This window comes from Lentzea chajnantorensis, from assembly GCF_054300775.1.
This window is the reverse complement of sequence record NZ_JBSDZT010000002.1, coordinates 7,182,001-7,207,694: the sequence shown is the minus strand read 5'-3', so window position 1 is coordinate 7,207,694 and position 25,694 is coordinate 7,182,001. Positions and strand designations below refer to the sequence as shown.

General features: G+C 71.7%; 24 protein-coding genes. 13 read left to right on the top strand and 11 right to left on the bottom strand.

Going from position 1 to position 25,694, the window contains the following annotated elements; translation table 11 throughout:
* Positions 1–88: 88 nt before the first annotated feature.
* Positions 89–778, bottom strand: a complete 690-nt coding sequence (locus ACVDFE_RS34545; RefSeq protein ID WP_360398639.1) for a chitinase — start codon at positions 776–778, stop codon at positions 89–91.
* 109 nt (positions 779–887) lie between these two features.
* The gene (locus tag ACVDFE_RS34540) at positions 888–1,271 is read right to left on the bottom strand and encodes a VOC family protein (protein ID WP_360398637.1); all 384 of its coding nucleotides are present in this window, start codon (positions 1,269–1,271) and stop codon (positions 888–890) included.
* Between the two features lie 133 nt (positions 1,272–1,404).
* Between ACVDFE_RS34540 and ACVDFE_RS34535 the strand changes: the two genes are divergently transcribed.
* Positions 1,405–4,599 carry a GH92 family glycosyl hydrolase gene (locus ACVDFE_RS34535; RefSeq protein WP_458433420.1) on the top strand — a complete coding sequence of 1,065 codons (3,195 nt, stop codon included), beginning with the start codon at positions 1,405–1,407 and terminating at the stop codon, positions 4,597–4,599.
* A gap of 13 nt (positions 4,600–4,612) precedes the next feature.
* Positions 4,613–5,506 carry a hypothetical protein gene (locus ACVDFE_RS34530; protein WP_458433419.1) on the top strand — a complete coding sequence of 298 codons (894 nt, stop codon included), beginning with the start codon at positions 4,613–4,615 and terminating at the stop codon, positions 5,504–5,506.
* Here the strand turns inward: ACVDFE_RS34530 and ACVDFE_RS34525 are convergent.
* The gene (locus tag ACVDFE_RS34525; RefSeq protein WP_458433418.1) at positions 5,501–6,409 is read right to left on the bottom strand and encodes an RluA family pseudouridine synthase; all 909 of its coding nucleotides are present in this window, start codon (positions 6,407–6,409) and stop codon (positions 5,501–5,503) included. The genes ACVDFE_RS34530 and ACVDFE_RS34525 overlap by 6 nt on opposite strands.
* A 93-nt stretch (positions 6,410–6,502) precedes the next feature.
* Here ACVDFE_RS34525 and ACVDFE_RS34520 point away from each other — a divergent pair, with 93 nt between their 5' ends.
* The gene (locus ACVDFE_RS34520) at positions 6,503–7,366 is read left to right on the top strand and encodes an EamA family transporter (protein ID WP_458433417.1); all 864 of its coding nucleotides are present in this window, start codon (positions 6,503–6,505) and stop codon (positions 7,364–7,366) included.
* Here ACVDFE_RS34520 and ACVDFE_RS34515 read toward each other — a convergent pair.
* A complete protein-coding gene (locus ACVDFE_RS34515) occupies positions 7,269–8,156 on the bottom strand; it encodes a LysR family transcriptional regulator (RefSeq protein ID WP_458433416.1) in 888 nt (295 codons plus the stop codon). The two genes, ACVDFE_RS34520 and ACVDFE_RS34515, sit on opposite strands and share 98 nt — an antisense overlap.
* An 80-nt stretch (positions 8,157–8,236) precedes the next feature.
* Here ACVDFE_RS34515 and ACVDFE_RS34510 point away from each other — a divergent pair, with 80 nt between their 5' ends.
* Together ACVDFE_RS34510 and ACVDFE_RS34505 are read left to right on the top strand one after the other, a co-directional pair.
* Positions 8,237–8,839 carry a hypothetical protein gene (locus ACVDFE_RS34510; protein ID WP_360398625.1) on the top strand — a complete coding sequence of 201 codons (603 nt, stop codon included), beginning with the start codon at positions 8,237–8,239 and terminating at the stop codon, positions 8,837–8,839.
* A gap of 26 nt (positions 8,840–8,865) precedes the next feature.
* Entirely contained in the window at positions 8,866–9,510 is a 645-nt protein-coding gene (locus ACVDFE_RS34505; RefSeq protein WP_458433415.1) for a fibronectin type III domain-containing protein, read from the top strand.
* 179 nt (positions 9,511–9,689) lie between these two features.
* Here the strand turns inward: ACVDFE_RS34505 and ACVDFE_RS34500 are convergent, their stop codons facing one another.
* Positions 9,690–10,334: a hypothetical protein gene (locus ACVDFE_RS34500; protein ID WP_360398621.1), complete on the bottom strand. Its 645-nt coding sequence runs from the start codon at positions 10,332–10,334 to the stop codon at positions 9,690–9,692.
* A gap of 244 nt (positions 10,335–10,578) precedes the next feature.
* On the opposite strand from ACVDFE_RS34500, the gene ACVDFE_RS34495 reads away from it, so the two are divergent.
* The 4 genes from ACVDFE_RS34495 (at position 10,579) to ACVDFE_RS34480 (ending at position 17,291) form a co-directional block, all read left to right on the top strand.
* On the top strand, positions 10,579–12,738 hold the full coding sequence (locus ACVDFE_RS34495) for a hypothetical protein (RefSeq protein ID WP_458433414.1): 2,160 nt from the start codon (positions 10,579–10,581) through the stop codon (positions 12,736–12,738).
* Entirely contained in the window at positions 12,735–13,700 is a 966-nt protein-coding gene (locus ACVDFE_RS34490) for an AAA family ATPase (RefSeq protein WP_458433413.1), read from the top strand. Before ACVDFE_RS34495 ends, ACVDFE_RS34490 begins: the two co-directional genes overlap by 4 nt.
* Positions 13,701–14,181: 481 nt before the next feature.
* Positions 14,182–15,297, top strand: coding sequence for a DUF58 domain-containing protein (locus ACVDFE_RS34485; protein ID WP_458433412.1), 1,116 nt, complete (start codon positions 14,182–14,184; stop codon positions 15,295–15,297).
* Positions 15,294–17,291 (top strand): DUF3488 and transglutaminase-like domain-containing protein, encoded by a 1,998-nt coding sequence (locus tag ACVDFE_RS34480; protein WP_458433411.1) that lies wholly within the window; start codon positions 15,294–15,296, stop codon positions 17,289–17,291. The genes ACVDFE_RS34485 and ACVDFE_RS34480 overlap by 4 nt, the downstream gene beginning before the upstream one ends.
* 54 nt (positions 17,292–17,345) lie before the next feature.
* On the opposite strand, the gene ACVDFE_RS34475 is transcribed toward ACVDFE_RS34480, so the two are convergent.
* Positions 17,346–18,971 (bottom strand): serine/threonine-protein kinase, encoded by a 1,626-nt coding sequence (locus ACVDFE_RS34475; protein WP_458433410.1) that lies wholly within the window; start codon positions 18,969–18,971, stop codon positions 17,346–17,348.
* Positions 18,972–19,067: 96 nt separating this feature from the next.
* A complete protein-coding gene (locus ACVDFE_RS34470) occupies positions 19,068–19,658 on the bottom strand; it encodes a DUF4230 domain-containing protein (protein WP_360386718.1) in 591 nt (196 codons plus the stop codon).
* A gap of 159 nt (positions 19,659–19,817) precedes the next feature.
* On the opposite strand from ACVDFE_RS34470, the gene ACVDFE_RS34465 reads away from it, so the two are divergent.
* Positions 19,818–20,708 carry a proteasome assembly chaperone family protein gene (locus tag ACVDFE_RS34465; RefSeq protein ID WP_360386720.1) on the top strand — a complete coding sequence of 297 codons (891 nt, stop codon included), beginning with the start codon at positions 19,818–19,820 and terminating at the stop codon, positions 20,706–20,708.
* Between the two features lie 9 nt (positions 20,709–20,717).
* A complete protein-coding gene (locus ACVDFE_RS34460) occupies positions 20,718–21,077 on the top strand; it encodes an MmcQ/YjbR family DNA-binding protein (RefSeq protein ID WP_458433409.1) in 360 nt (119 codons plus the stop codon).
* Between the two features lie 18 nt (positions 21,078–21,095).
* Here ACVDFE_RS34460 and ACVDFE_RS34455 read toward each other — a convergent pair whose 3' ends face one another.
* The 4 genes from ACVDFE_RS34455 to ACVDFE_RS34440 are packed head-to-tail and all read right to left on the bottom strand — an operon-like array spanning position 21,096 to position 23,931.
* Complete coding sequence (locus ACVDFE_RS34455; protein WP_458433408.1) at positions 21,096–21,551, bottom strand: dihydrofolate reductase; 456 nt, start codon at positions 21,549–21,551, stop codon at positions 21,096–21,098.
* Complete coding sequence (locus tag ACVDFE_RS34450; protein ID WP_360386729.1) at positions 21,548–22,345, bottom strand: thymidylate synthase; 798 nt, start codon at positions 22,343–22,345, stop codon at positions 21,548–21,550. Before ACVDFE_RS34450 ends, ACVDFE_RS34455 begins: the two co-directional genes overlap by 4 nt.
* A gap of 26 nt (positions 22,346–22,371) precedes the next feature.
* Positions 22,372–23,472 (bottom strand): acyl-CoA dehydrogenase family protein, encoded by a 1,101-nt coding sequence (locus tag ACVDFE_RS34445; protein ID WP_360386732.1) that lies wholly within the window; start codon positions 23,470–23,472, stop codon positions 22,372–22,374.
* A gap of 21 nt (positions 23,473–23,493) precedes the next feature.
* Positions 23,494–23,931: a MarR family winged helix-turn-helix transcriptional regulator gene (locus ACVDFE_RS34440; protein ID WP_360386734.1), complete on the bottom strand. Its 438-nt coding sequence runs from the start codon at positions 23,929–23,931 to the stop codon at positions 23,494–23,496.
* Positions 23,932–24,015: 84 nt separating this feature from the next.
* Between ACVDFE_RS34440 and ACVDFE_RS34435 the strand changes: the two genes are divergently transcribed.
* Together ACVDFE_RS34435 and ACVDFE_RS34430 are read left to right on the top strand one after the other, a co-directional pair.
* A complete protein-coding gene (locus ACVDFE_RS34435; protein ID WP_360386737.1) occupies positions 24,016–24,786 on the top strand; it encodes an SDR family NAD(P)-dependent oxidoreductase in 771 nt (256 codons plus the stop codon).
* Between the two features lie 54 nt (positions 24,787–24,840).
* Positions 24,841–25,632: an aldo/keto reductase gene (locus ACVDFE_RS34430; RefSeq protein ID WP_360388317.1), complete on the top strand. Its 792-nt coding sequence runs from the start codon at positions 24,841–24,843 to the stop codon at positions 25,630–25,632.
* Positions 25,633–25,694: the final 62 nt, after the last annotated feature.

Genomic DNA, 25,694 nt, shown 5'->3' with positions numbered 1-25,694 from the left:
CGCATCCGAGGGATCAAGGATGTGAACAGTGCTGCTGAGCCTGGCATCAATGGTCCAGACCAGTCAAGGGTCTAGACCTCTTCTGCCCTCAGCAGTACAGGTTCGAACCCGGCGTGACGCCGATGATCCCGGTGAACGAGCGGTACTTCGAGACGCGGCTCTCGACGGTTCCCGGGTTGCGGCCGTCGCACTCCAGCGACCCGTTGATGCTGCGGATGGTCTGACCGAAACCGCGCGAGTTGACCATGGCGTTGTGCGGGGTCATCGTGCCGGGACCGCTCTGCGTCATCCAGTACCAGATCGCGGTCTTCCACGACGTGGTGGCGTTGGTGGCGACCTGGTCGGGGTTGCTCAGCAGGTTGATGCCCAGGTAGTCGCCCGCGGCCTTGTAGTTGAAGTTCCACGACAGCTGGATGGGGCCGCGGCCGTAGTACGCCCTGGTGCCCGCCGGACAACCGTAGGGCTTGGTCTCGTCGCAGTAGTCACCGCTCTGGTTGATCTCGCGGATGTAGACGAGCCCGCCGGTCTCGTGCGAGACGTTCGCGAGGAACGCCGCGAGCTCCTGCTTCTTGACCGTGTCACTGCCCTGGTTCGCGAACGAGCCGAACGCGCCCATCGCGTTCCGCAGGCCGCTGTAGGTGTAGAAACCGTTGCGGGACGGGAACATCCGGTTGAACTGCGCCTCGCTGACGATGAACGGCGCCGCCGTCGCCGGCTGCACGAGCGTGAAGACGCCCAGCAGCGCGACGAGCAGGGCGGCGGCGCGTGTGGAGAACATGCGGACCAACTCCTCCGAGCATCTGCGCGCCCACTGTGTTACCGCTCTCACGGTGGCAGGCAGGCACTCCGAGCACAAGAGGTGGTCTATACCTTTTGGGCCTGATCCGTCAGGAGCCGGACCCGTAGGGCCGGGTGATGATCTCCAGGGTGTGGCCGTCCGGATCGCTCCAGTAGACGCCCCGGCCGCCGTCGTTGCGGTTGATCTCGCCGGGGCGGCTGCGGAACGGGTCGGCCCAGTGCTCGAGCCCCTGCTCCCGGATGCGGCCGAAGACCTCGTCGAACTCGTCCTCGGTCACGAGGAACGCGTAGTGCTGCTCGGCGATCGGGCCGGGCGCGGTCACGTAGTCGAGCGAGACGCCGTTCGCGACCTCGACGACGAGGAACGGGCCGAAGCGCACGGGGGCGGGCAGGCCCAGCAGGTCGGTGAGGAAGCGGGCGGAGCGCTCCTGGTCGGTGGCGTGGACGATGGTGTGGTTGAGCTGTACGGGCATGCCTCCTGCTTACCCCGGTGCCGGGGAGTTGTCAGCGATCGTGTCGGTGGAAGCGGTTCGCCGGCTGCGCACCGGCTGACAAAACACGACAGAAGCTGCCGGGGTGGCGGTGATCGGGCAATACTGACTGACCATGCGGACACTGGTTGTAGCCGGGCTGTTGCTGGGTCTGACAGTTCCTGCGCAGGCGGCACCGGCGCAGGAGGACCCGTCGTCATTGGTGAACCCCTTCGTGGGGACGCAGAACTTCGGCAACACGTTCCCCGGAGCGTCGGTGCCCTTCGGAATGGTGCAGGTCAGCCCGGACACGGGAGGTCAGGGCGGCTACGACTACAAGGCCACGTCGATCTACGGCTTCTCCCAGACGCACCTCTCGGGCGTGGGGTGCGGCGTCATGGGCGAGCTGCCGGTGATGCCGACGGTCGGGTCCGTTGACAACGTTGACATCAACGCCTACAAGTCCGAGTTCAGCCACTCGGACGAGCAAGCGCAGCCCGGCTACTACCGCGTCGGGCTGTCCCGGTACGGCGTGAACGCCGAGGTCACGGCGACCCAGCGGACCGGCTGGCAGAGGTATACCTTCCCGTCCAACGGCGCCGCGAACGTCCTGTTCAACACCGGCAAGTCCAACCAGACCGTGCTTGACTCCGAGATCCACGTCGTCGGCGACCGGACCATCGAGGGCCGTGTGCGCAACGGGCGGTTCTGCGCGGGCAAGGACGAGCACACCGTGTACTTCACGGCGACGTTCGACCGGCCGTTCGCGTCCTTCGGCTCGTGGCGGGGGAACGTGCCCACGCCGGGGTCGCGGGACGCGGCCGGCACGGGTGGCAACGGCGCGTGGGTCACGTTCGACGCCACGGCCGACCGCGACGTCGTGTTGAAGGTCGGCCTGTCCTACACCGGGCTGGAGGGCGCGCGGAAGAACCTCGCCGCCGAGGCGCCCGCGTTCGACTTCGACGCCGCGGTGGCCGCGGCGAAGGCGGTGTGGAGGAAGCAGCTCGACGCCGTGCGGATCACCGGCGGCACGCGCGAGCGGCAGGTCGCGTTCTACACGGCGCTCTACCACTCCGTGCTGCACCCGAACGTCGCCGGAGACGTCGACGGGAGGTACACCGGGTTCGACGGGAAGGTGCGCACCGCCGAGGGCTACACGCCGTACCAGAACTTCTCGCTGTGGGACACCTACCGGCCGCAGAACCAGCTGCTGCAGGTCCTCGAACCACGGGTGGCCAGGGACGTGGCGCTGTCCGTGGTGGCCGGCGGGCGCGACGGCGGGTGGTTGCCGCGGTGGGCGCTGGCCTCCTCCGAGACCAACATCATGACCGGTGACCCCGTCACGCCGTTCCTGGTCGAGGCGTGGGAGAAGGGGCTGCTGAAGGGCTTCGAGGAGGAGACCTACCAGCTGCTGCGCAAGAACGCGCTGACGTTGCCGCCGGCCGACTCGCCCTACAACGGGCGTTCGGGCGTCGAGCACTACAACGAGCGCGGCTACATCCCGTCCGGTTTGAAGCTCGGCACGGACTGCGCGCACAAGGGCGGCGACAACGACTGCGTGCACCCGGCCTCGGCCACGCTGGAGTACTCGGCGGCGGACGCGTCGCTGGCGTTGATGGCGAAGGGGCTCGGCCACCGCTCGGACGCGCGGCTGTTCGCCGACCGCGGCCAGTGGTACCGCAACCTGTGGGACGCCTCGACCGGTCACTTCCGGCCGCGCACCGCCGCCGGCACCTGGCTGTCGCCGTACAACCCGGTCGACGCCGCGCACCAGTTCCACGAGGGCGGCGCCTACCAGTACCAGTGGCTGGTGCCGCAGGACCCGGCCGGGCTGATCTCGCTGATGGGCGGACGCAGGGAGGCCGAGAAGCGGCTCGACGCGTTCTTCGCCTACGACAAGCTGCTCGTCGACCCGGCGGGCACGGCACGGCAGGACTGGATCACCGAGCCGTACGACTACTACGGCAAGCCGACCTACAACCCGAACAACGAGCCCGACCTGCTGGCGCCGTACGTGTACCTGTGGACGGGCACGCCGTCGAAGGCGGCGACCGTGGTGCGGGCCGCGATGACGTTGTTCACCACCGGCCCGGACGGCATGACCGGCAACGACGACCTGGGCACGATGTCGGCCTGGTACGTGTTCTCGTCGCTGGGCCTGTACCCGACGTTCAGCGGCTCCGGCTTCCTGGCCCTGTCGTCACCGCAGTTCCCGTCCGCGACCGTCCGGATCGGACAGCACGGCTCCCAGGGCGGCACGCTGACGGTGACCGCGCCCGGTGTCTCCGACTCGGTGCGGTACGTGAAGTCGGCGTCGTTCAACGGCCGCGACGTGCGCAGGACGTGGGTCGACTGGTCCACGGTGCAGCGCGGCGGGAAGCTGTCCTACGAGGTGTCGGCGAAACCGTCGTCGTGGGGCACGAGCCGCGGTGACGAGCCGCCGTCGCTCAACGACGGCAAGGTGGACTCGCGGCGGTCGCTGAACGCCTCGCTGCGCGGCACCGAGGTCGTCATGCCCACCTCCGAGTCGGCGCAGTCGCTGACGCTGCAGCTCGACGTGCTGGCGCAGTCGCCGTCGGCCACGACGGTGCGGCCGGAGGTGACCGCGCCCGCGGGCTGGGCGGTGACCGGCGCACGGCCGTTCGCGATCGTTTCGCGCGGCCTGCCGACGCAGAAGACGGTGCCGCTGACGGTCTCCGTGCCCGCGGGCACGCCGGTGGGCACCTACGAGGTGGCGGTGAAGGTCGAGGCGGTGCAGCTCAAGGCCACCGTGGAGGTCAAGCAGGCCGCGCTCTGCGCGTTCTCGGCGTGCTCGGTGGACATCGCACCGGAGCGCAACCACGACGGCACCGCGTCCGTCACCGCGTCCTCGTCGGGCAACTTCGACGGCGGCGGCTGGAGCTACGACGAGGCGCTGCTGCCGCCCGCCGGACCCGTGACCTGGGGCGGCATCACCTACCAGGCGCCGGACCCGACGGGCACGGCGGCGAACTTCGTCGAGGCCCGCGGCCAGGGCCTGCTGCTGCCGTCCGGTCAGTTCTCGTGGCTGCACGTCGTCGGCTCCTCGCACAACGGGCCGGTGTCGGCGGGCTTCACCGTCTGGTACACCGACGGCACCTCCGCCGAGGTCGCCGCCACCGTGCCGGACTGGGCCGGCGGTGGGCTCGCGGTGCTGGAGATGCCGCACCGGATCAAGGCGGGCCAGGGCGTGGACGGGCCGCCGGTGCGGTTGTTCGGGCAGTCGCTGCGGCTGGACCCGGCCAAGACCGTGCGGTCGGTGACGCTGCCGGACGACCCGCGGGTGGAGCTGTACGCGCTCACGCTCGCCTGAGGATGATGGGACCGTGGAGCTGCTGAACGACAACCCGCGGTCCAGCGTGTGGGCTGACGGCGACCGGATCGTCAAACGCGTCATCGGCGATCCGGCCGCTTTCACCCGCGAGGTCACCGCGCTGCGGCTGGCCGCGCACACCGGCGTGGTGCCGCGTGTCCTCGACGTCGACGAGGCCGCACAGACCGTGGTGCTCGAACGGTTGCAGTCCGAGCCGCCGCGAGAGGACTGGGTGGTCGACTACGCGCGGGCGTTGGCCCGCCTGCACATGTCCACCGGTCCGCGGCACGCCGGTCTGCTGCCACGCCAGCGGGTACCGGACCCGGAGCCGTTCCTGCGGCTGGTCCACGCACTCGGAGTCGAGACCGGTGGCGCCGAGGACGAGCTGGTGTTCACCGACACCGGCGGGTTCGACCTGCTGCACGGCGATCCCTGTCCCGGCAACGACCTGTACACCGATCGGGGCGCACGGTTCGTGGACCTCGAAGGAGCGGCGCTCGGCGACGGCCTCAGCGAGCTCGTCTACCTCCGCATCGGCTTTCCGACGTGCGCGCTCGTCAGCGAGACACCGGCACCGTTGCGGGAGGCAGCCGAACAGGCCTACTTCGCCGAACGCGGGTTCACCGCGCCGTTGGAGGACGCGTGCGTGCGCTGGTTGGTGCAGGGGGACGCTCTCGTGCGGCGGCTGCACCGCGACGGCACCGACCACCTCGCCAGGGTGGTGGAGGGGGACTGGGCGTGGACGACCACGACCGCGCGTGACCGGTTGATGTTCCGCACGCGGGTGGTGGCGGCGTTCACCGAGACGCACCCGAAGACGAGCGCGCTCGCACGGCGGCTGCACGAGCGGATGTGCGAGATCTGGCCGGAGCACAGCATTCCAGCCGTGCGCACGCACGTCTCATGACCAGGCGGACAACGACAGCCGCGAGGTGAACGAGCGCTCGACGCCCGAGACCGGGTCTGTGAAGGACAACGTGCGGGCCAGCAGCTGCAACGGCGAGGAGAAGTCGTCGAGCGGGCGTTCCCGCAGCACCGGGTAGAAGTCGTCGTTCAGGATCGGCACGCCGAGACCGGACATGTGCAGCCGCAGCTGGTGCGTGCGCCCGGTCAGCGGCCGCAACCGGTAGCGCCCCAGCGCACCGCGCTGCTCCACCAGCGACACGTGCGTCTCCGCGTTCGGCTCGCCGGGCTCCTCGAACGCGGTGATGATGCCGCGCTCCTTGACGATCCGCGACCGCACCACGCACGGCAGCTCCAGGTCGGGCCGCACCGGCGCGACCGCCTCGTACTCCTTGCGCACCACCCGGTCGCGGAACATGGTCTGGTACCGGCCGCGCAGCTCCCGGCGTGCCACGAACAGCACGAGCCCGGCCGTGACGCGGTCCAGGCGGTGCGCGGGGGAGAGGTCGGGCAGGCCCAGCTCGTCGCGCAGCCTCACCAGCGCCGTCTGCATGATGTGCTGACCGCGTGGGATCGTGGCGAGGAAGTGCGGTTTGTCGGCGACCACGATGTCGTCGTCCCGGTGCACGACACCGATGGAGAACGGCACCGGCACCTCGACCGGCAGGTCGCGGTGGAACCAGATGTAGCTGTCCGGCACGAACGGCGCGTCGACGCCCAGCGGGCCCGTGACGCCCCAGATCCGCTCCTCGCGCAGCATCTCCTCGATGCGCTCGGGAGCCACCCGCGGCAGGCGCTCGACCAGGTGCGCGCGCAACGACGGCCACGTGCCGTCCGGCGGCAGCTTCAGGCGCGCCGCGTCCAGGCCGTTGCGCTGGGGGAGTGGGGAGGAGGGTTTGCGTCTCATCGCACCCGCCAGTCTAAACGTTCGGAAAAACCGAACGACATCGCTCGAAAACTTGAGCTGTACCGAAGAGACCTGGTCAACGAGGCTGTGCCCATGGCGGTCTTCCTGGTCCTCGGTTCGGTCATCTCCCTGCAGTTCGGAGCGGCGTTCGCAAGTCAGCTCTTCGGCCAGATCGGCGCGCCGGGGGCCACGGCGCTGCGGCTGGGCATCGCGGCGTTGCTGCTGGCGGTAATGGTGCGGCCGAAGTTCCGCCAGGAGACGCTCGTGCTCGGCATGACCATGGCCGGCATGAACGGCACGTTCTACCTCGCGCTCGAACGCATCCCGCTCGGCGTCGCGGTCACGATCGAGTTCCTCGGGCCGCTGGGGCTCGCGGCCGTCCTGAGCCGCAGGCCCAGGGACTTCGTGTGGGTCGGGCTCGCGTTCGCCGGGGTCGTGGTGCTGGGGCTGCGCGAGCACAGCGGTGCCGGCCTCGACCTGGTCGGCGTCGTGCTGGCGCTGGTCGCCGCTGCTTTCTGGGCCTGCTACGTCCTCGCCGGCCGCACCATCGCCACGCTGGGCCTCGGCACCGGCGGGCTCGCGGGCGCGAGTGCCGTCGCGGCGGCGCTGACCCTGCCGTACGGGCTGTCGACGGCGGGCACGGCGTTGTTCGAGCCGCGGATCTTGCTGCTGGGCACGCTCGTGGCGGTGCTGGCCTCCGCGATCCCCTACACGCTGGAGATCAGGGCGCTGAAGACGTTGCAGGCCAGCACGTTCGGCGTGGTGCTCGCGCTGGAACCGGCGGCGGCCGCGCTCGCCGGCGCGGTGCTGCTCGGCCAGCACCTGGACCTGGTCTCGCTGTGCGCCGTCGGGCTCGTCATCACCGCGGGGGTCGGAGCGGCGCTGTGGACAGCGCCAGCGCCTCCCGGAACGCCCGCACCGCGGGATGCTGACCTCGCCCTGCCCGTGCCGCGGTGAACAGCAGCCGCGACTGCGGCACCGGCAGCTCGTGCAGGTCCACGGTGACGTCGCGGTCGTACCAGACCAGGTCCGGCAGCAGCGCGACCGCGAGTCCCCGTTCCACGAACCGCAGCTTCACCAGCACGTCGGTCGAGGAGAACCGCACGTCCGGCTCGTAACCGTTGTGACGGCACCAGTTCACGCCGAAGACCCGCTGCGGCATCCCGGCCGGCTCCATGATCCACGGGAACGCGGCGACCTCGGCGGCGGGCAGTCCACGCGGGACCGCGAGCCGGATCGGGTCACGGCACACCTCCCGGTACTCCAGGCCGGAGAACCTCGCCTCCGGCTGGTCCGGCCACTCCTCCACGAACACCAGGTCGAAGTCCCTGGCGTTCAAGGCGGACAGCGCTTCCGCCGGGTCGAGCACCTGGAACTCGACCCGCAGCGCCGGGTGCTCGTCGCGCATCCGCGCCAGGGTCGCCGGGATCAGCGCGAGCGCCGCGGTCTGGAACGTCGCGACCCGCAGCGTGCCGGTCACCTCGTGCAGCGACGCGGCGACCTCGGACTCGGCCTGCTCCAGCCGGGTGAGGACCTCCTCGGTGTGCCGCACCAGGATCTCCGCCTGCGGGGTCAGGCGCACCCGGCGGCCGACCGGCTCCAGCAACGGCACGCCGACCTCGTTCTCCAGCAACGACAACTGCTGCGAGACCGAGGACGGGCTGTAGTTCAGCGCCTGCGCGACCGCCGCGAGCGTTCCCCTTCTGGAGAGCTCGCGCAGCAGCCGCAGCCGGTGGAGGTCGAACATCCGATCATTATCGGCTACGCTGCCGCTACCGCCCCCTGAGAAAACGTGCTGTCCTCAGCACGTCTTGAGGAGGAATCGGTATGTCCACACGACTCCGCACCGTCGCGGGGATCGCAGCGGCAACCGGTCTGCTCGTGGCGGGTTCGCCCGCGCAGGCCCAGGTGGAAACCGGTCCGTGGACCGGTTACTCACCATCGTTCACCGTCCAGGAACGCGGTTGCGGCACGGTCGACGACCTGACGTTCCGGCTGACCTGCTCCACCGCGAGCGGAGACCAGCGCGCAGAGCGCCGGTACGCCACCTACTCCGGCGGCACGCGGCAGTTCGAGGGGAGCTTCCGGATCACCAGTCTCGGCGGCACCCGCGTCAGTCTCAAGCAGACGTTCCGGGAAGGGCCCACCGCGGGACCGTTCTGGATGCTCGCCGTGGAACGCGGCGGCCGGCTCTACGCCGTGCACGGAGGCGACACCATCGCGACCGGCGCGACCGTGGGCACGACCGTGCGGGTGAACACCGTGCACAACACGGCCACCGAGCACCGCACGTACATCAACGGCTCGCGCAAGCACACCTATGCGAGCTCGGGTACGAGCTTCTACGACAAGTTCGGCGCTTATCGGACCTCCAGCGGCCAAGGACCTGCCACGGTCGTCTGGAGCAACATCCGGTTCTGGCGCAAGTGACCCGACGGCACACGTGGTTGGCGGTCTTGCTGCTCCTGGCTGCCTGTGGCCAGGAGCAGCAGGCCCCTGCACTGACGTCCGAGCTGACCTCGCCGGTCGACGTGACGCTGCACTGGCGTCCGGAGGCGGGGGCGGCCGGGCAGGTCGTCGAGTACGCGAACGCGGCCGACGGCGAGTACGCGGTGCTGGAGTTCGCGCCGCCGGGCAAGAACACCTACGAGCACCCGGACCTGATCCCGGAGACGCAGTTCTACTACCGGGTCCGGCCGTTCACCGGACCGGCCACGGACACCGTGGACGTCGCGCTGCCGCCGGGGGAGGAGGTGCCGGAGACCGATGGCCACGAGTGGGCGGAACCGCGCAGGACCGGCGGGGGCACGCACCCGGTGTCGTCACCGGAGGCGGCGCCGGGCGTGCTGAAGGCGGAGGTCAAGCACGCGAACGGCATCCTGTTCACGTGGGAGGACCACGCGTCCGACGAGGAGGGGTACCTGATCGAGCTCAGGCCCGCGGGTGCGGCGGACTACCGCGTCGCGGCGCAGCTCGACCCGGACGTCACCTCGTTCGGGCTGATCACACTCCCAGACGAGAAAAACGCGACGTATCGGGTGCGGGCGTTCCGATTCGGGGTCGCGTCGAACCTGACGCGCCAGAAGACGGGAAGGGCCTGAACGCCTGCCGGGCGCTCCACGCGCTCGCGGCGAGCAGCACGGTCGCGAGCGCGTAGGGCCAGGTCGCGCTCTCGGTGACGGCGAGGCCGACGTTCACCGCGGCCAGCAGGGCGAAGATGCCGCTCAGCAGCCACCACGTGAGCTGATCTTCATGTCTCAGACCGGTCATGTCGAAGCGGCTACCCGTTCTCGCCGTCCTTCACACCCTCTTCCTCCTCTTTCTTCTCGCCGCGCCGGCGCATGAACCCGAAACCGGGGATGCCGAGGATGGCCTGGCGGACGTCGCTCGTGACCTCCAGCAGCTGGTGCACCTCCGGTCCGACCCGGTCGAGCGTGGCCAGGATCGGCAAGATGTCGCTGGTCAGGTGCTCGGTGAGGGCGGGCAGCTCGTCGACCAGCCTGATCGCGGCCTCGATCTCCTGCGGCGACAGCTCGTCGACGAACCGCTTCGCGAGCGGCTGGGCCTGCTTCGCGATCGGCTCGTAGATGTGGATCAGCTCGTCGGCGGTGTCCGCCGTCCTCCCGGCCGTCGCGACGACGCCACCCGCACGCTCTGCGACGTCCGCGGCGCTCGCGGTGATCGCGCGCACCTGGTCGACCGCCTTCTCCGCGTCGGCTATGACGTTGCCGGTGCGCTCCACCAGGCCGTCCGCCCGCGCGACGACGGCGTCGACCGCGTCGATCGTGCCGTTGACCTTGCGGACGAGCTGTTCCACCTCGCCGATCAGGTCGAGCACGCGGCCGGGAACCGCGGCCACCGCGGTCGTCGTCGTGACGGCGGTGCCCAGCACCTGCCTGGCCAGTCCCATGCCGGGGATCTCCATGGGTCCACTGTATTCAGGAGAGCGCTCCGCGGCAGAGCGTCCGCCGTGTGTCCGCGTTGATCCGTTCGGTCTGCCGCGCTGAGCGGTTCGGTCCAGTGCCATTCGGAATCCGGAATTGTCAGACCCCGTCATTACCGTTGTCCATGTCGGCCGTGTGGCTGATCGGGCGATCCGGGAACCGAGCACCGTCCGAAGCTGTCAGAGCAGGGGGTTAGCATCCCCGGCGGGCGAGGGAGGGTGCGCGATGGCTTGGTGGCACCGGATCAGACGGATCATCTCCGGTGGAGGGCGGGAGTCGGCGAGCTTCGTCGCGGCACTGCTCGGCGTGCTGGTGCTCGCGGGCGCCGCGCTCGGGCAGGGCATCTCGCGCACCTCGGTGGACGTCTCCGACGGTCTCACCTGGCTGGGCGACGACCAGCGCGGTGAGGTCGTGCAGGTCAACCCGGTGTCGGGCAAGCCGCAGACCCGCCTGCAGATCAGCGGGCCGGACTCGCAGCTGGAGATCGCCCAGGAGGACGGGCGCCTGATCGTGCTGGACCGGCGCACGGGCGAGATCACCGTCATCGACCTCGCGACGCTGCTCGCCTCCGGGCGCAGGCAGGCCCCGCCGGGAGCGACGAGCAAGGTGCTGGTGGCGAACGGGCTGGTGTTCGTCGTCGACCGCGCGGCGGGCACCGTGCACACCGCCGACCCGCTGACGCTGGACGACGTCGGCCAGACGTGGCAGGCGGGGCAGCCGCTCGCGGACGCCGTGGTGGACGAGCGCGGCGTGCTGTGGGTCGTGGACCACGGCGGCACCCTGCGCGCGCTCGACTGGTCGGTGGACGAGGAGAAGTTCGAGGAGCGGTCGCACCGCCAGGTCACCGGTGCCGGGCCGCGCACCGTGCTCGTGCCGCACGACCAGGGCGTGACGCTGCTCGGCCTGGACGGAGGCGTCGTGGTGCGCGACGGCACCGGCGAGGACGTCTCCGCCTCGACCGGCCGACTGGACGCCGAGGTGATCGCCGCGCAGCTCGCGCCGCTCGACCTCGTGCCCGCCTCGGTCCCGTCGTCGTCGGTCGTCGTGCTGGTCGTGGGCCGCGACGTGCTGCGCGTCGACGTCGGCTCGCTGGGCTGCCCGAAGCCCGGCCGTCCCGCGGTGTTCCGCGACAAGGTCTACGTGCCCTGCAAGGGGTCCGGCAAGGTCATCGTGCTCGACCGCGGCGGCAAGCGCGGCGGTGACGACGTGCGCACCGCCGGCGGGTCCGACCCGGAGCTGGTGTTCGACGACGGCCGGCTGTTCGTGAACGTGCCGGGCTCCTCGACCGGTGTGCTGGTCGACGCCGACGGCGCGACCCGCTCGCTGACGATCCGCTCGCCCGAGCTGCCGGTGAAGGACCCGGACCGCTCGCCGCCGCCGTCGGTGCCGCCGCCCCCGCCGCCGAACCCGAACGAGCCGACGAAGCCGCCGCGCAACCCCGGCGGCACCCCGGACGGCAGCGGCCCGACGACCGAGGTGTCGCCGCCGCCGGTGACCACCACCACGACGCCTTCCGCGGGTGGTGCCGCTCCCGGTGCGCCCGCCGGTGTGTCCGTGCGGGAGAAGTCGCGCAGCTCCTCGGCGCTCGTCGTGACGGTGAGCTGGACCGCGCCGGCGTCGGCCGAGCCGATCGCGGGCTACACGGTGTCGGGCTCCGGCTCGTTCACCGGCGGGTCGAAGTCGGCCCAGGTGGCGGGCACGACGGCCGAGCTGTCGCTGCCGTGCGCGGGTTCGACGTTCTGCACGAACGGCAGGCTGGACGTGACGGTGCGCGCGTCGACGGCGACCGCCGCCGGTGCCGCGGGCATGGCCGCGTTCACGGTGACGCCGCCGAACACCCCGCCCCCGCCTCCACCGCCCACCACGACGACGACCACGCCCCCTCCGCCGCCGCCACCGCCTCCGCCGCCGGTCGTGACGACCACAACGACCACGCCTCCGCCGCCCCCGCCGCCGCCGTCGTTGCCGAGCGCGGGTGCCACGGTCATCACCGGGCTCACCGGTGCGCGGACGATCCCGACGCGCCGCGTGACCATGGCCCCGCCCGCGGACTGGGCGAGCCACAACGGGCGCTGCGAGGTCGTGAACGTGACGTACGGCTTCGCGGTCGGCATCCCGTGCAACGCCACGTCGGCGACGATCGACGTGGACGAGGGCAGCAACCGGATCGTCGTGCGCGCCTACGCGGCCTCCGGCGGCGGCCAGGTCGACTCGGCCGCGCGGACCACGCTGTTCACCTACGACGAGTGCGCCGGCAAGCCGTCGTGCATCCCGCGCATGGCACCGGCCGGCGTGGAGACGGCCCCGATGGGCGCCGGTGGCCTGGGCCTGCTCGCGGCGGCGTTCCTGCTGCGGATCAAGCCGCGAAGGGAAGAGGAACAGTGATCGACACGGGCGAGGTCTCGGCCTTCCGCGACCTGCACACCCGCCTCGGTGACGCGGTCGAGGCCGCGGTGCGCGGCAAGCGGGACGTGGTCGACCTGGTGCTGGTGGCCATGTTCGCGGGCGGTCACGTGCTGCTGGAGGACGTGCCGGGCACCGGCAAGACGACGCTGGCGCGCGCCGTGGCGGGCGCGCTGGGCGGGGTGTCGCGGCGCGTGCAGTTCACGCCGGACCTGCTGCCCTCCGACGTGACCGGCACGTCGGTCTACGACCCGCAGACCGGCCAGATCCGCTTCCGCCCCGGCCCGGTGTTCGCGAACATCGTGCTGGCCGACGAGATCAACCGCGCCGCGGCCAAGACCCAGTCGGCGCTGCTCGAGGTGATGGAGGAGCGGACCGTCACGATCGACGGCGTCGGCCACACCGTGCCCGACCCGTTCCTCGTGGTGGCCACGCAGAACCCGATCGACCTCGACGGCACCTACCGCCTGCCAGAGGCCCAGCTCGACCGCTTCATGCTGCGCACCTCCATCGGCTACCCCTCGGTCGCCGACGAGCTGGACGTGCTGCGCCCCGGCAGCGGCGCCGGCCGCATCACCGACGTCCGCACCGTGACCTCACCGCGCGAGGTGAGCGCGTTCAGCGGCCGCCTGCAGCTGCTGCACGTGGCCGACCCGATCCTGCAGTACATCTCGGCCCTGGGCACCGGCACCCGCTCCGACGACCGCCTGCGCCTCGGCACGTCCACCCGCGGCCTGCGGACCCTGGTGCGCTGCGCCCAGGTGTACGCGGCCTCGAAGGGCCGGCACTTCGTGGTGCCGCAGGACGTCCAGGACATCGCGGACCCGGTGCTGGCACACCGCCTGGTGCTGACGAGGGAGAGCGTGCTGGCGGGCGTGACGACGTCCGAGGTGCTGGCCGACGTGCTGTCCCGCGTGCCGGTCCCCAAGCCCGCGACGCAATGAGACCGCCCGCACCCCGCGCCGCGCTCACCCGCGCGGCGCGGCGCCGCTCTCCGTCGGTCACGGCTCACCTCGCCCTGGTCCGGTTCGCCGGACCAGGTGCTGTCTCGGACCGCGCACCGCACGGACTCCGCCTTGCCGGACTGCGCTCCAGCGGACTGCGCTCCAGCGGGCTTCGCCCCTGCGGGCTTCGCACCACTGACCTCCGCCGCACCGGGCTTCGCCCCGCCGGCCTTCGCCCCGCCGGCCTTCGCCCCGCCGGCCTTCGCCCCGCCGGCCTTCGCCCCGCCGGGCTCCGGCTTGCCGGGCTTCGCCCCGCCGGGCTTCGCCCCGCCGGACTCCACCCCGCCGGGCTCCGCCCCACCGGACTCCACCCCGCCGGGCTCCGCCCCACCGGGCTCCGTCCCACCGCCTCCCAAACGGTGGCGCGCAACTCCCACCCCCCGTCATCGCCCGCATCCCGCCCCGCCCGGCGGTGGGCGGCGTGAAGGCGCTCCGGCTCACCCTGCGCGGTACCGGCGTGCTGGTCCTCGGCCTCGCCATGACCGGCGTCGGCCTGTGGTGGCGGTACGCGGGCATGACCGGGTTCGGCCTGGCGCTGACGGCGCTGGTCGTGGCCTCGACGGTGTCCGTGCTGGTCGCCAGCCCGCTGACGACGGCCCGCACGGTCCGGCCGCGCACCGTGCCGCGGCTCGCGCGGTGCAGTGGGCGGCTGGAGCTGTCGACGACCGGGCGGTGGCCCGTCGCGCTCGACGCCGTGGACCTGGTGGCGGGGGAGCCGATGGCGGTCGACGTGCCGTTGTTGAAGCCCGGTGTCACCGAGGCGGTGGACTACGCGATCCCGACGCAGCGGCGCGGTGTGTTCGACGTGGGGCCGTTGACGTTGCGGCGCAAGGGGGTGGCGGGGCTCGCGCAGGCACGGACCGTGCTCGGTGAGGTGGTGCAGGTGCGGGTCGTGCCGCGGGTGCTGCCCGTGCGCGGCTTGCCGTCCGGGGCCCGGCGGGGGCAGGTCGGCGCGGACGAACGGGTCGAGCGCGGCGGCACGGACCTGGTCGGGCTGCGGGAGTACGTGCCCGGTGACGACCTGCGGCGGCTGCACTGGGCCACGTCGGCGCGCACCGGCACGTTGATGATCCGCGAGGACGCCGACCCGGCCCGGCCGCACCTCGCCGTGCTGCTCGACGACAGCTCTGCCGCCTACGGCGACCCGGCGCTGTTCGAGGAGGCGGTGGAGGTCGCGGCCTCGCTCGTCACCTCGGCGCTGGAGCAGGGGCACCCGGTGCGGCTCATGACCACCTCCGGCAGCGCGGACCTGGAGGAGGCGCAGGACTCGGCGCCGCTCCTCGCGACGCTGGCCGACCTGGAGCTGACCGCGCTCGACGGCGCGCTGACCGTGCCCGTGCGCGACCTCGACGTGGTGGCGGTGGTCAGCGGGCACACCAGTCCCGCGCTCGTGCTGGAGGCCGGGCGGGCCGCGTTCGGCACCGTGCTCGTGGTCGGCGAGGAGAAACCCGCTGGTGCCGCCGGGTCGGTGCTCGTCGTCAGCGGGCCCAAGGCCGAAGACCTGGTCGGCCAGTGGAACGCGGTGGTGGCGCGATGAGGTACGGGTGGGTCGCCGCCGTCCTGCTGGTCGCCGCGGTGCAGCTGGCCCAGGCCTGGGACGGCGCGGTCGTCTACTTCGGACTCGCCGCCGCGCTGGGGTTCCTCGCGGTTCCGCTGCGGCGCCTCGTTCCCGCCGGGCTGGCGGGGATCGCGCTGATGGCCGTGGCGATGGCCGGCGGCTACTTCGCGGCCCGCGGTGCGGTGCCCGGCCGCGACCCGACGCACGTGCTGCTCGACACCGTGCCGCGGCTGCTCACCGCCGCGCGTCCCGCACCGGCCACACCGGAGCTGCTGGTGCCGGGGCTGCTGCTGGTGTTCGGCATGTCCGTCGCGACCGTCCTGTCGATCGGCAGGCAGCGCACCGCGTTGTTCGTGCCCGCGCTCGGTGCCGCCGTCCTCTACGTGTCCGCCGCGCTGCTCACCGCGGGCAAGGCCGACCGCTACGGCATCACCGCGCTCGTCCTCGTCGTGCTGCTGGCGCTGGGCTGGCTGGTCATCGACCGGCGCGGTCCCGTCGTGCCGCCCGCGGTGCTCGCCACGGTGCTGGCCGCGCTCACGCTGTTGACGATCGTGCTGCCCACCAACGGTTTCGAGCCGCGCAAGCTCGTCACGCCACCCATCACGAACGTCGCGATCTCCAACCCGCTGCCGCGGCTCGCCGCGTGGGCGGCGCGGGGCGACGCGGAGCTGTTCCGGATGCGCGGCCCCGAGGTGCCGGTCCGGCTGGTGACCCTGAGCCGGTTCTCCGGCGCCTCCTGGGAAGCGGCCTCCACCTACGGGCCGCTCGGCGTGGTCGACGCCCCGGACCTCCCGACCGGCGGCAAGTTCCAGGACACGAGCGTCGACCTGACGATCACCGGTCTCGACGGCGAGTGGTTGCCGGGCATCGGAAAACCGCGGTCCGTGTCGCTCAGCAACGCCATGGTCGACCCCGACACCGGCTCGCTGGTGGTGGCCGACGGCCTGCGCACCGGCCTCAGCTACACCGTCCGCGGCATCCTCGACACCCCCGCGGACACCGACCTGGCCGAGGCGGCCGTCCCCGGCGACACCCGCTACACCGCCGTGCCGCGGCTGCCGTTCACCCTCGCCGAGTACGCGCGGCAGGCCACTCAGAACGCGCGCACCCCGTACGAGAAGGCCGTTGCGCTGGAACAGGTCGTGCGCCTCAACCGCCGCCCCGACGCCGAGGCACCGGTCGGGTCCTCCTACGCCCGCCTGGAGACGTTCCTCTTCGGCAACCCCGGTGAGGCCGGGGCCGGAGCGGGCACCGCGGAGCAGTTCGCCTCCGCCTACGCCGTCCTGGCCCGCGCCGTCGGCCTCCCGACCCGTGTGGTCGTGGGCTTCCAGCCGGTGCCGGAGCAGTCCGGCGAACGCATCGTGCGCGCCGCCGACGCCACCGCCTGGCCCGAGGTCTACTTCACCGGCTGGGGCTGGGTGGCGTTCGACCCGGTGTCCGGCAACGGCAGCGGCCCCAGCGCCGCCTCCAAGCGCGAGGTCCTCAACCGCCTCGCCTCCAGCACCGCCAAGCCGACCCCGACCTCGCTCGCGTCGGTGCCGCCGCTCGTCCAGCCGTCCGCCGTCGGTCAGGAGAACGTCGCCGCACCCGAGCTCCGGCAGGGCTTCCCGTTCTGGGCGCTCACCCCGGTGGTGCTGCTGCTGGCGCTGTACGCCGCCCGCACCACCCGCCGCGTCCGCCTGCGCGCGGCCGGCCCGGTGGGCGCGTGGAACGCGGTGCTCGACTCGTTGCTGCTGGCCGGTCTGCGCCCGCACCCGAGCCGCACCGCACCCGACGTGGGCCGCGAGTGGGGCGAGGCGGGCGCGCGGCTGGCCACGATGGTCGACGAGGCGGCGTTCGCACCGCGACCCGCCCGCGCCGAGCACGGCTGGCGGCTCGCGCGGCAGGTGGAGAAAGCGGTGCGGCGCAAGGCTTCCTGGTGGCGCCGGCTGCTGTGGGCGGTCGACCCGCGCCCGCTGTTCCGCCGCCGCTGAGGCTCAGGCCACGTGCACCCCGCCCCGCCACCTCCGAAGAAGGTGGTGCGGGCGTCAGTTCTTCGCCGCGCACACCTTCGAGGAGCTGCCGCGCTCACCCTGGTAGCCGAACGCGGCGATCTGGAAGCACCGCCGCACCCCGCCGCCGTCCTCGATCACGTACGTGGTGCCGCCGCCGGTCACCCGCGTCACGGCCTGCGGCTTCGCCCCGGTCACGTCGATCACCACGAACTCGGCCTGCCCGCCGCTCGGGTCGCTCCACTCCAGCTCGATCGCCCTGCCCTCGTACTCGGCGCGCTTGAGCACCGGCACGAACCGCGGGTCGGCGTTCGGGGGCGGTCCGGCGTCGAGGGACTCCGAGGTGGGCACGGGCAACGTGGTCGTGGTCGTCGGCTGGGCCGCGGTGCTTGTCTCGCCGCGGTTGAGCAGTACCCCTGCGGTGACGCCGCCCGCCACCGCGACCACGGCGAGGACCGCGAGCACGCCACCGCGGTTGCGGCGGCGGACCGGGGCGGTCATCGGCTCGACCGGCGGCTCGTACGGCGGCAGGTCGACGGTGGGCAGCACGACCGGCGGTGCCGCGACGACCGGCGGTGGGGGAGGCGGGAGGTCGGTGCGGCGGTAGGTGAGGTCAGCGAGCCTGCCCTGCCAGGAGTCGTCGGGTTCCTCCTGCGGCTCCTCGGGTTCCGGCTCTTCCTCCTTCACCCCGCGCGGCCCGAAACCCGGTGCCTCGGTGGGGCCCTCGGGGTAGAAGACGGGGCGCTCGCCCATCATCTGCGTCGAGTCGGGGTCCACAACGGACAGCGGTGCCAGGGTGGCGCCGGAGGTCACGTTCACCAGGGCGTCGCGCAGCTCCAGCGCGGAGGAGAAGCGTTCGGCGCGGTCCTTGCGCAGGCAGCGGGAGATCACCGCGGCCAGCGACGCCGGCACGTCGAACCGGGTCAGCGACCGCGGTTCCGCCGTGCTCACCCGGCCGACGTAGGACAGCAGCGTGTCCTCGTCGGGGTTGTCGGAGGCGAACGGCGGCTTGCCCTCCAGCAGCGTGAAGAGCGTCGAACCGAGCGACCAGACGTCGTCGGCGAACGACGGCGCGCCGCCCTCCAGCATCTGCGGTGCGGCGTGGCGGTAGCTGACCATCTGCAGCGACGCGGAGTGGCCCGCGTCGGCACCGCGAGCGATGCCGAAGTCGGCCAGCACGTAGGACGTGGGCAGCACGAGCACGTTCTGCGGCTTCACGTCGCGGTGCAGGATGCCCTGACCGTGCGCGAACGCCAGCGCGTCGGCCACGGCGATGCCCGCGGCCACCACGTCCGGCACCGGCAACAGGCCCATGGCGCGCAAACGGTCGTGCAGCGAGCCGCGTTCGTAGTACTCCATGACGATGCACGGACGACCGTCGGGCAACGTGCCGGTGTCGAGCACGGTGACGATGTGCGGGTGCTGGCGGCCCAGCTCCACGGTGATGGCGAGCTCGCGGCGGAAGCGGGTCACCGTGGCCGGGTCCGTGACCTGGAGGACCTTCACGGCGACGTCGCGGCCCAGACCGTCCTGGCGGGCGCGGTAGATCGTGCCCTCGCCGCCCTGGGCGATCACGCGGAAACCGCTGTAGCCCGGCAACGCGATTCCCGGTGCCTGCGCGGCACCGCTCGCCGGAGCCCAGGCCATCAGGTCGTCGTCCACGAGCGGATCCTAACCCGGTGGGGCCGGGTGCCCGGCGGGGTCGGCGAAACCGTTGAGCTGCACGTACGACGTTCGCCGCAGAGCGCGTTCCGGTTCTCAGCCGGGCTGCACCCTGACCTGGAAACCCAGGCCCTGCAGCATTCCGGTGAGCATCGTGCGCGTGTTGTCCTCGGCGCGCTTGGTCAGCTCCGACTCCTTCGCCGCGTCGGCGAGCTTCGCCTCGGCGGCGACGTAGAACCGTTGCTGGTCGGGCACTTCCACGAGCGCGTTCAACCGGTTGACCAGGCCGCGCTCCTGGCTGAAGACGTACGAACGGTCGTGGTGCAGGTTCGGCCTGTCCAGCCGCGCGGACGGCAGCCGCAGCTCGACCGACTTCCCGTCCGGCGACACGACGAGGCCGTCCTCCGCGAGCGCGCCGAGGTCGACGTAGGCGTTGACCGACCCGGCCGCCACGAACAGGGTGCGCTCACCGGCCAGCACCGCGGGCACCCACTTCACGTCCTGCTCGATGTCGAGCACGACCTGGAACTCGCCGGAGGCGGCGTGGTACTGGCTGAGGTCGCGCACCGCCTTGAGGACAGCGGGCTGGCTGCGGTCCACCGTCTGCTCGCCGAGCACGTCCCCGAACGGCCGGAACTGGCCCAGGAGCCCGATCGTCGCGCCGATCGCGAGAACGACGACCGCCACCAGTGCTCCCCGCGTCACCCAGCGCCTCTCCACCGCGTTGGAGTACCCGTGGGGTGATGCGCTCAGTCGGGCCGTATGGGGTAATCGACCCGTGCGGAATCAGTCCGGTGTCCACATGGTTGGCTTGATGGACACGGGAACGATGTTGGGAGGCGTGCGGTGCTGGACCCGGACAACCTGTACGAGGTGGACTCGGAGGTGCCGGACCTGACCGGTGCGGTGCTGCTGCACCACTTCGAGGGCTTCATGGACGCGGGCGCCGCAGGACGGCTGCTCGCCGAACACCTGCTGGAGACCCTCGAAAGCCGCGTCATCGCCCGATTCGACGTCGACGGCCTGATCGACTACCGCTCCCGGCGGCCGCTGATGACCTACGCGACCGACCACTGGGAGGACTACGCCACGCCCGAGCTGGTCGTGCACCTGCTGCACGACAGCGCCGGCCACCCGTTCCTGCTGCTCAACGGCCCGGAGCCGGACCGCGGCTGGGAGGCGTTCGTGCAGGCCGTGCGCGACCTGGTCGACCGCTGGGGCGTGCGCCTGACGCTGGGCTTCCACGGCATCCCGATGGGCGTGCCGCACACCCGGCCGTTGAACGTCATCGGTCACGCGACCCGCCCCGAGCTGGTCTCGGAGTACCAGCCGTTCTTCAACCGGGTGCAGGTGCCGGGCAACGTCTCCGGCCTGCTGGAGCTCCGCCTCGGTCAGGCCGGTCACGACGCCATGGGCTTCGCCGCCCAGGTGCCGCACTACCTGGCCCAGTCGACGTACCCGACCGCCGCGGTCACCCTGCTCGACGCCGTCGCCCGCGCGACCGGTCTCGCGCTGCCCATCGGCGCGCTGATCGACGCCGCCCAGGCCGCCGACGCCGAGATCCACCGGCAGGTCGCGGAGTCGGAGGAGGTCGCCCAGGTGGTGGAAGCGCTCGAGCGGCAGTACGACGCCTTCATCCAGACTGTCGGGAACACCGATCTGCCCTCCGCGGATGAACTGGGCGCCGAGTTCGAGCGGTTCCTGGCCGAGCAGCAGCGTCCGCCGGACCACCTGTAGGAGCTTCCCATGGCCACCTGGAACGACGTGCGCAGGATCGCCACCTCCATGCCGGACGTGACGGAACGGGTGCGGGAGGGCGTCGTCGACTGGCGGGTCAGCGACAAGCTCTTCGTCTGGGAACGGCCGCTGCGCAAGACCGACCTCGCGGCACTGGGCCCGTCGGCACCCGACGGGCCCATCCTGGCCGCGCGGGTGCCGGACCTGGGCGTCAAGGAGGCGCTGCTGGCCGCGGACGAGTCGGTGTACTTCACGACCCCGCACTTCCAGGGCTACCCGGCGATCCTGGTGCGGCTGGAGCACATCCCGGTGGACGAGCTGGAGGAGCTGATCGTCGAGGCGTGGCACGCACGTGCCCGCCGCCGCTGATGTCGGAGCAGCAGGGGGTCAGAAGCTCAGGAAACGGAAGTGCAGGCCGGATGTGGAGAGCTGCCACTCGCCGACGGTCTTCGGCTCACGGCCGACCGCCGGCGCGTAGGTGTCGCCCTCGAAGGTCTCCCTGATCTCGGTGACCTCGACCCGGTCCGCGAACGGCAGCGCGGCCGCGTAGACCGCCGACCCGCCGATCACCCAGAGGTCACCGTCGACCGCGCCGAGCGCTGCACCGAGGTCGGCGAACGTCTCCACGCCGTCCTGGGGCGTGCGGGAGAGCACGATGTTGCGGCGGCCGGGCAGCGGGCGGAACCGGGGCGGCAACGACTCCCACGTGCGGCGGCCCATCAGCACCGCCGCGCCAGTGGTGAGCTCGCGGAAGCGCTTCATGTCCTCCGGGACGTGCCACGGGATGGCGTTGTCCCGGCCGATCACACCGTCGGCGGCCTGGGCCCAGATCAGGCCGATCACACCGCCACCGGTGCCTTGATGCCGGGGTGCGGGTCGTAGCCCTCGACCGTGAAGTCCTCGTAGCGGTAGTCGAAGAGGCTGTCCGCGTGCGCCATCCGCAACGTCGGGAACTCCCGCGCCTCCCGGCTGAGCTGCAGCTCGACCTGCTCGACGTGGTTGTCGTAGATGTGGCAGTCGCCGCCGGTCCAGATGAAGTCGCCGACACCAAGACCGGTCTGCGCGGCGATCATGTGCGTGAGCAGCGCGTACGAGGCGATGTTGAACGGCACGCCCAGGAACAGGTCGGCGCTGCGCTGGTAGAGCTGGCACGACAGCTTGCCGTCGGCGACGTAGAACTGGAAGAACGCGTGGCACGGCGGCAGCGCCATCTGCGCGATCTCGCCGACGTTCCACGCGGACACGATGATCCGCCGCGAGTCCGGGTTCGTCCGCAGCGTCTTGAGGACCTCGGCGATCTGGTCGACGTGACCGCCGCCGGGCGTGGGCCACGACCGCCACTGCACGCCGTAGACGGGCCCGAGCTCACCATCGGGAGCGGCCCACTCGTCCCAGATCGTCACGCCGTGGTCGCGCAGCCACTGCACGTTGCTGTCGCCGCGCAGGAACCACAGCAGCTCGTACGCGATCGACCTGAAGTGGACCTTCTTGGTCGTGACCAGCGGGAAGCCCGCGGCGAGCGGGTAGCGCAGCTGGTGACCGAAGATCGACCGGGTGCCGGTGCCGGTGCGGTCCTCCTTGCGCACGCCCTCCTTCAGGACGTGGCGGAGGAGGTCTTCGTACTGCGTGTCGGCCATACGGGTGAGCCTACCCAGCCCTGGACCTAGAACCGCGCCATGTCCGGCTCCAGGCCGAGCCGGTGCATCGAGTACGTCTCCAGCAGCCGCTTCGACACCACGGTGTGCTGGGCGGCCGTGTGCGCGTCACGGAAGCAACGTTGCAGCGCCGACGACTCGAACACCGAGCTGCCGCCACCCGCGGCGAACGCCTTCTGCGTCACCTCGGCGGACTCCGACGCCGCGAACGTGCACGCGAGCCGCATACGCGCCTTGGCGTCGTCGGGCACGTACGTGCGTTGCACGGCCATGTCCCAGACGGCGCTCAACGTCTCGTGCAGGAACGCGGCGGCGGAGGACAACCGTGCCTCCATGAGGCCCAGGTCGATCTGCAGGCCGGTCTGCTCGGCGAGGCGGGTGGTGGTGTGCTGCGGGGTCTTCTCCACGGCCAGCGCCTCGACCTCGTCGATGGCGCGGCGGGCGATGCCCAGGCACACGGAGGCGACGCCGACGGCCAGGAAGCTGAAGAACGGGAAGGCGGTGACCGGGCCCTCGATGCCGGGGGTCGTGCCGACCGGCCAGATGGCGCGGCGGGACGGGAGGAAGGCGTTGAACAGCGAGAACTCATGCGAGCCGGTGGCGCGCAGGCCGGCGGAGTGCCACGTGTCGTGGACGGTCACGTCGGCGCGGGGGTACACGGCCAGACGGGGGCCCTTGGGTGTGAGGGTGCCGCCGATGACCCACGAGCACCACGGCACGGCGCTGCCCCAGCCCCAGCGGCCCGAGACGCGGTAGCCGCCGTCGACCGCCTCGGCACGGCCGTGCGGTGCGGCGGTGCCCGCGATCAGGGCACGCGGGTCGGTGAAGACCTCGTCGGCGGCGTCGGCCGGGAGGTACCAGGCCAGCGACGACGAGGAGGTGGTCGTCATGGCGGTCCAGCCGGTGGAGGCGTCCGCACGGGACAGCTCGCCGATCTCCCGGCTCCACTCCGGCAGCCCGAGCTCGGCGCCCGCGTAGCGCCGGGGCGCGATCATGCGGTGCACGCCGGCGTCGACGAGCGCGGTCAGCACGGGCTCGGTGAGCGCGCGTTGCTGCTCGGCCAGGTGGGCTTCGGAGCGGATCAACGCGTGCAGGTCCGGTGCGGGCATGCGCTGATCTTGCTGGAGCGGCTACAGCTTGGCGAGCGCCTCAACGAGTGGCTTCAGCTCCGGCGTGGCGCCCGCCTCGTCCAGCGACTCGCTCAGCGCGCGGTCGTGGGTGGGGCGGGCGAGGGCGAGCAGCTCGTGACCCTTCTCGGTTACCTCGGTGTAGATGCCGCGGCGGTCGGTGGGGCACAGGTAGCGCTGCAACAGGCCGCGGTCCTCCAGCCGGGTGACCAGGCGGGTCGTGGCGGACTGGCTCAGCACGACGGCGTTGGAGAGCTGGTTCATCCGAAGGTGGAAGCCGTCCTGGCGGTTGAGGACGTCCAGAACGGTGTACTCGCTGACGGAGAGTTCGTGTGCCTTCTGCAGCGCTCGTTCGAGGCGGTCTTCGATGCGCGCGTGCAGCGCCGCGAGCGTGCGCCAGCCCTGCGCGCGCGCCTGGACGGCGTCGTCGTCCAGTGACATGAAGTACATCCCCTCCGAATAGACAGCGTCTGCAACTATTGCGTACGCTTGTAATCGTCATCAACAAGTCTACCGGGGAGAGACATGGACCTGTCGGGACGCACGGCACTTGTGACCGGCTCCACCGCGGGCATCGGCTACGCCACGGCGGAGGCGCTGCTCAAGGCGGGCGCGTCCGTCGTCGTCAGCGGCCGCAGCGAGGAGCGGGTCGCCGAGGCGGTCGGCAAGCTCAGCGGCAACGGCTCCGGCGACGTCCGCGGTGTCGCGGCCGACATCTCGACCGCGGAGGGCGCGGCGGACCTCGTCGCGCAGGTGCCCGACGTCGACGTGCTCGTGAACAACCTGGGCATCTACGGCGCCAAGCCGGTCTTCGAGATCGACGACGCCGAGTGGCAGCGCTTCTTCGACACCAACGTCATGTCCGGCGTGCGGCTCTCGCGGCACTACACGCCGCGCATGGTCGAGCGCGGCTGGGGCCGGGTGATCTTCGTGAGCAGCGAGTCGTCCGTCTTCACCCCGACCGAGATGGTCCACTACGGCATGACGAAGACCGCGCAGCTCGCCATCGCGCGCGGCATGGCCCAGGCGGTGAAGGGCACCGGCGTCACCGTCAACTCGGTGCTGCCCGGCCCGACCCTGACGCCCGGCGTCGAGGAGTTCATCCGCGACCGGGTCGGCGACGGCGGCGAGGCGGAGTTCGTCCGCACCGAACGCCCGACCCTGTTGCTGGGCCGCCTGATCCGGCCGCACGAGGTCGCGAACCTCATCACCTACGTTGCGTCGGACCTGTCCTCGGCCACGACCGGCGCCGCACTGCGCGTCGACGGCGGCACCGCCCCGACGCTCATCCCCTGACACCACCGTGAGGAAACCGCTTTGACCACCGTGAAGCTCAACAACGGCGTGACCATGCCCCAGCTCGGCTTCGGCGTCTGGCAGGTGCCCGACGAGGAGGCCATCCCCACCGTCACCGAGGCGCTGAACGCCGGATACCGCAGCATCGACACCGCGGCCGCGTACGGCAACGAGGCCGGCGTCGGCGCGGCGATCACCAAGTCCGATGTAGACCGCGCGGACGTGTTCGTCACCACCAAGCTGTGGAACGCCGACCACGGCCACGACGCCGCCCTGCGCGCGTTCGACGCCTCGCAGTCCAAGCTCGGCCTCGACGTCGTCGACCTGTACCTGATCCACTGGCCGACGCCAGAGCGCGACCTCTACGTCGACACCTGGAAGGCGTTCGTCGAGCTGCGGGAGAGCGGCCGCGTCCGCGCCATCGGCGTGTCCAACTTCCAGCCCGCGCACCTGCGGCGCCTGATCGACGAGACCGGCGTCGTGCCCGCGGTCAACCAGATCGAGCTGCACCCGTACCTGCAGCAGGCCGAGGTGCGGGCGTTCCACGCCGAGCACGGCATCGTCACCGAGGCGTGGTCGCCGCTCGGCCAGGGCGGCGAGCTGCTGAAGGACCCCGTGGTCACCGAGATCGCGGCCCGCCACGACAAGTCCGCCGCCCAGGTCGTGCTGCGCTGGCACCTGCAGCTCGGCAACGTCGTGATCCCGAAGTCGGTCACGCCGGCGCGGATCAGGGAGAACATCGACGTGTTCGGCTTCGAGCTGGCCGAGGAGGAGCTGGCCGCGCTGTCCACCCTGGACCGCGGCGGGCGGATCGGGCCGAACCCGGACGAGTTCAACCAGGCCTGACCGACTGCAACGCGCACTCGGAAGTACGAAGCCCCGGCCCGCCTTGGTGCGGACCGGGGCTT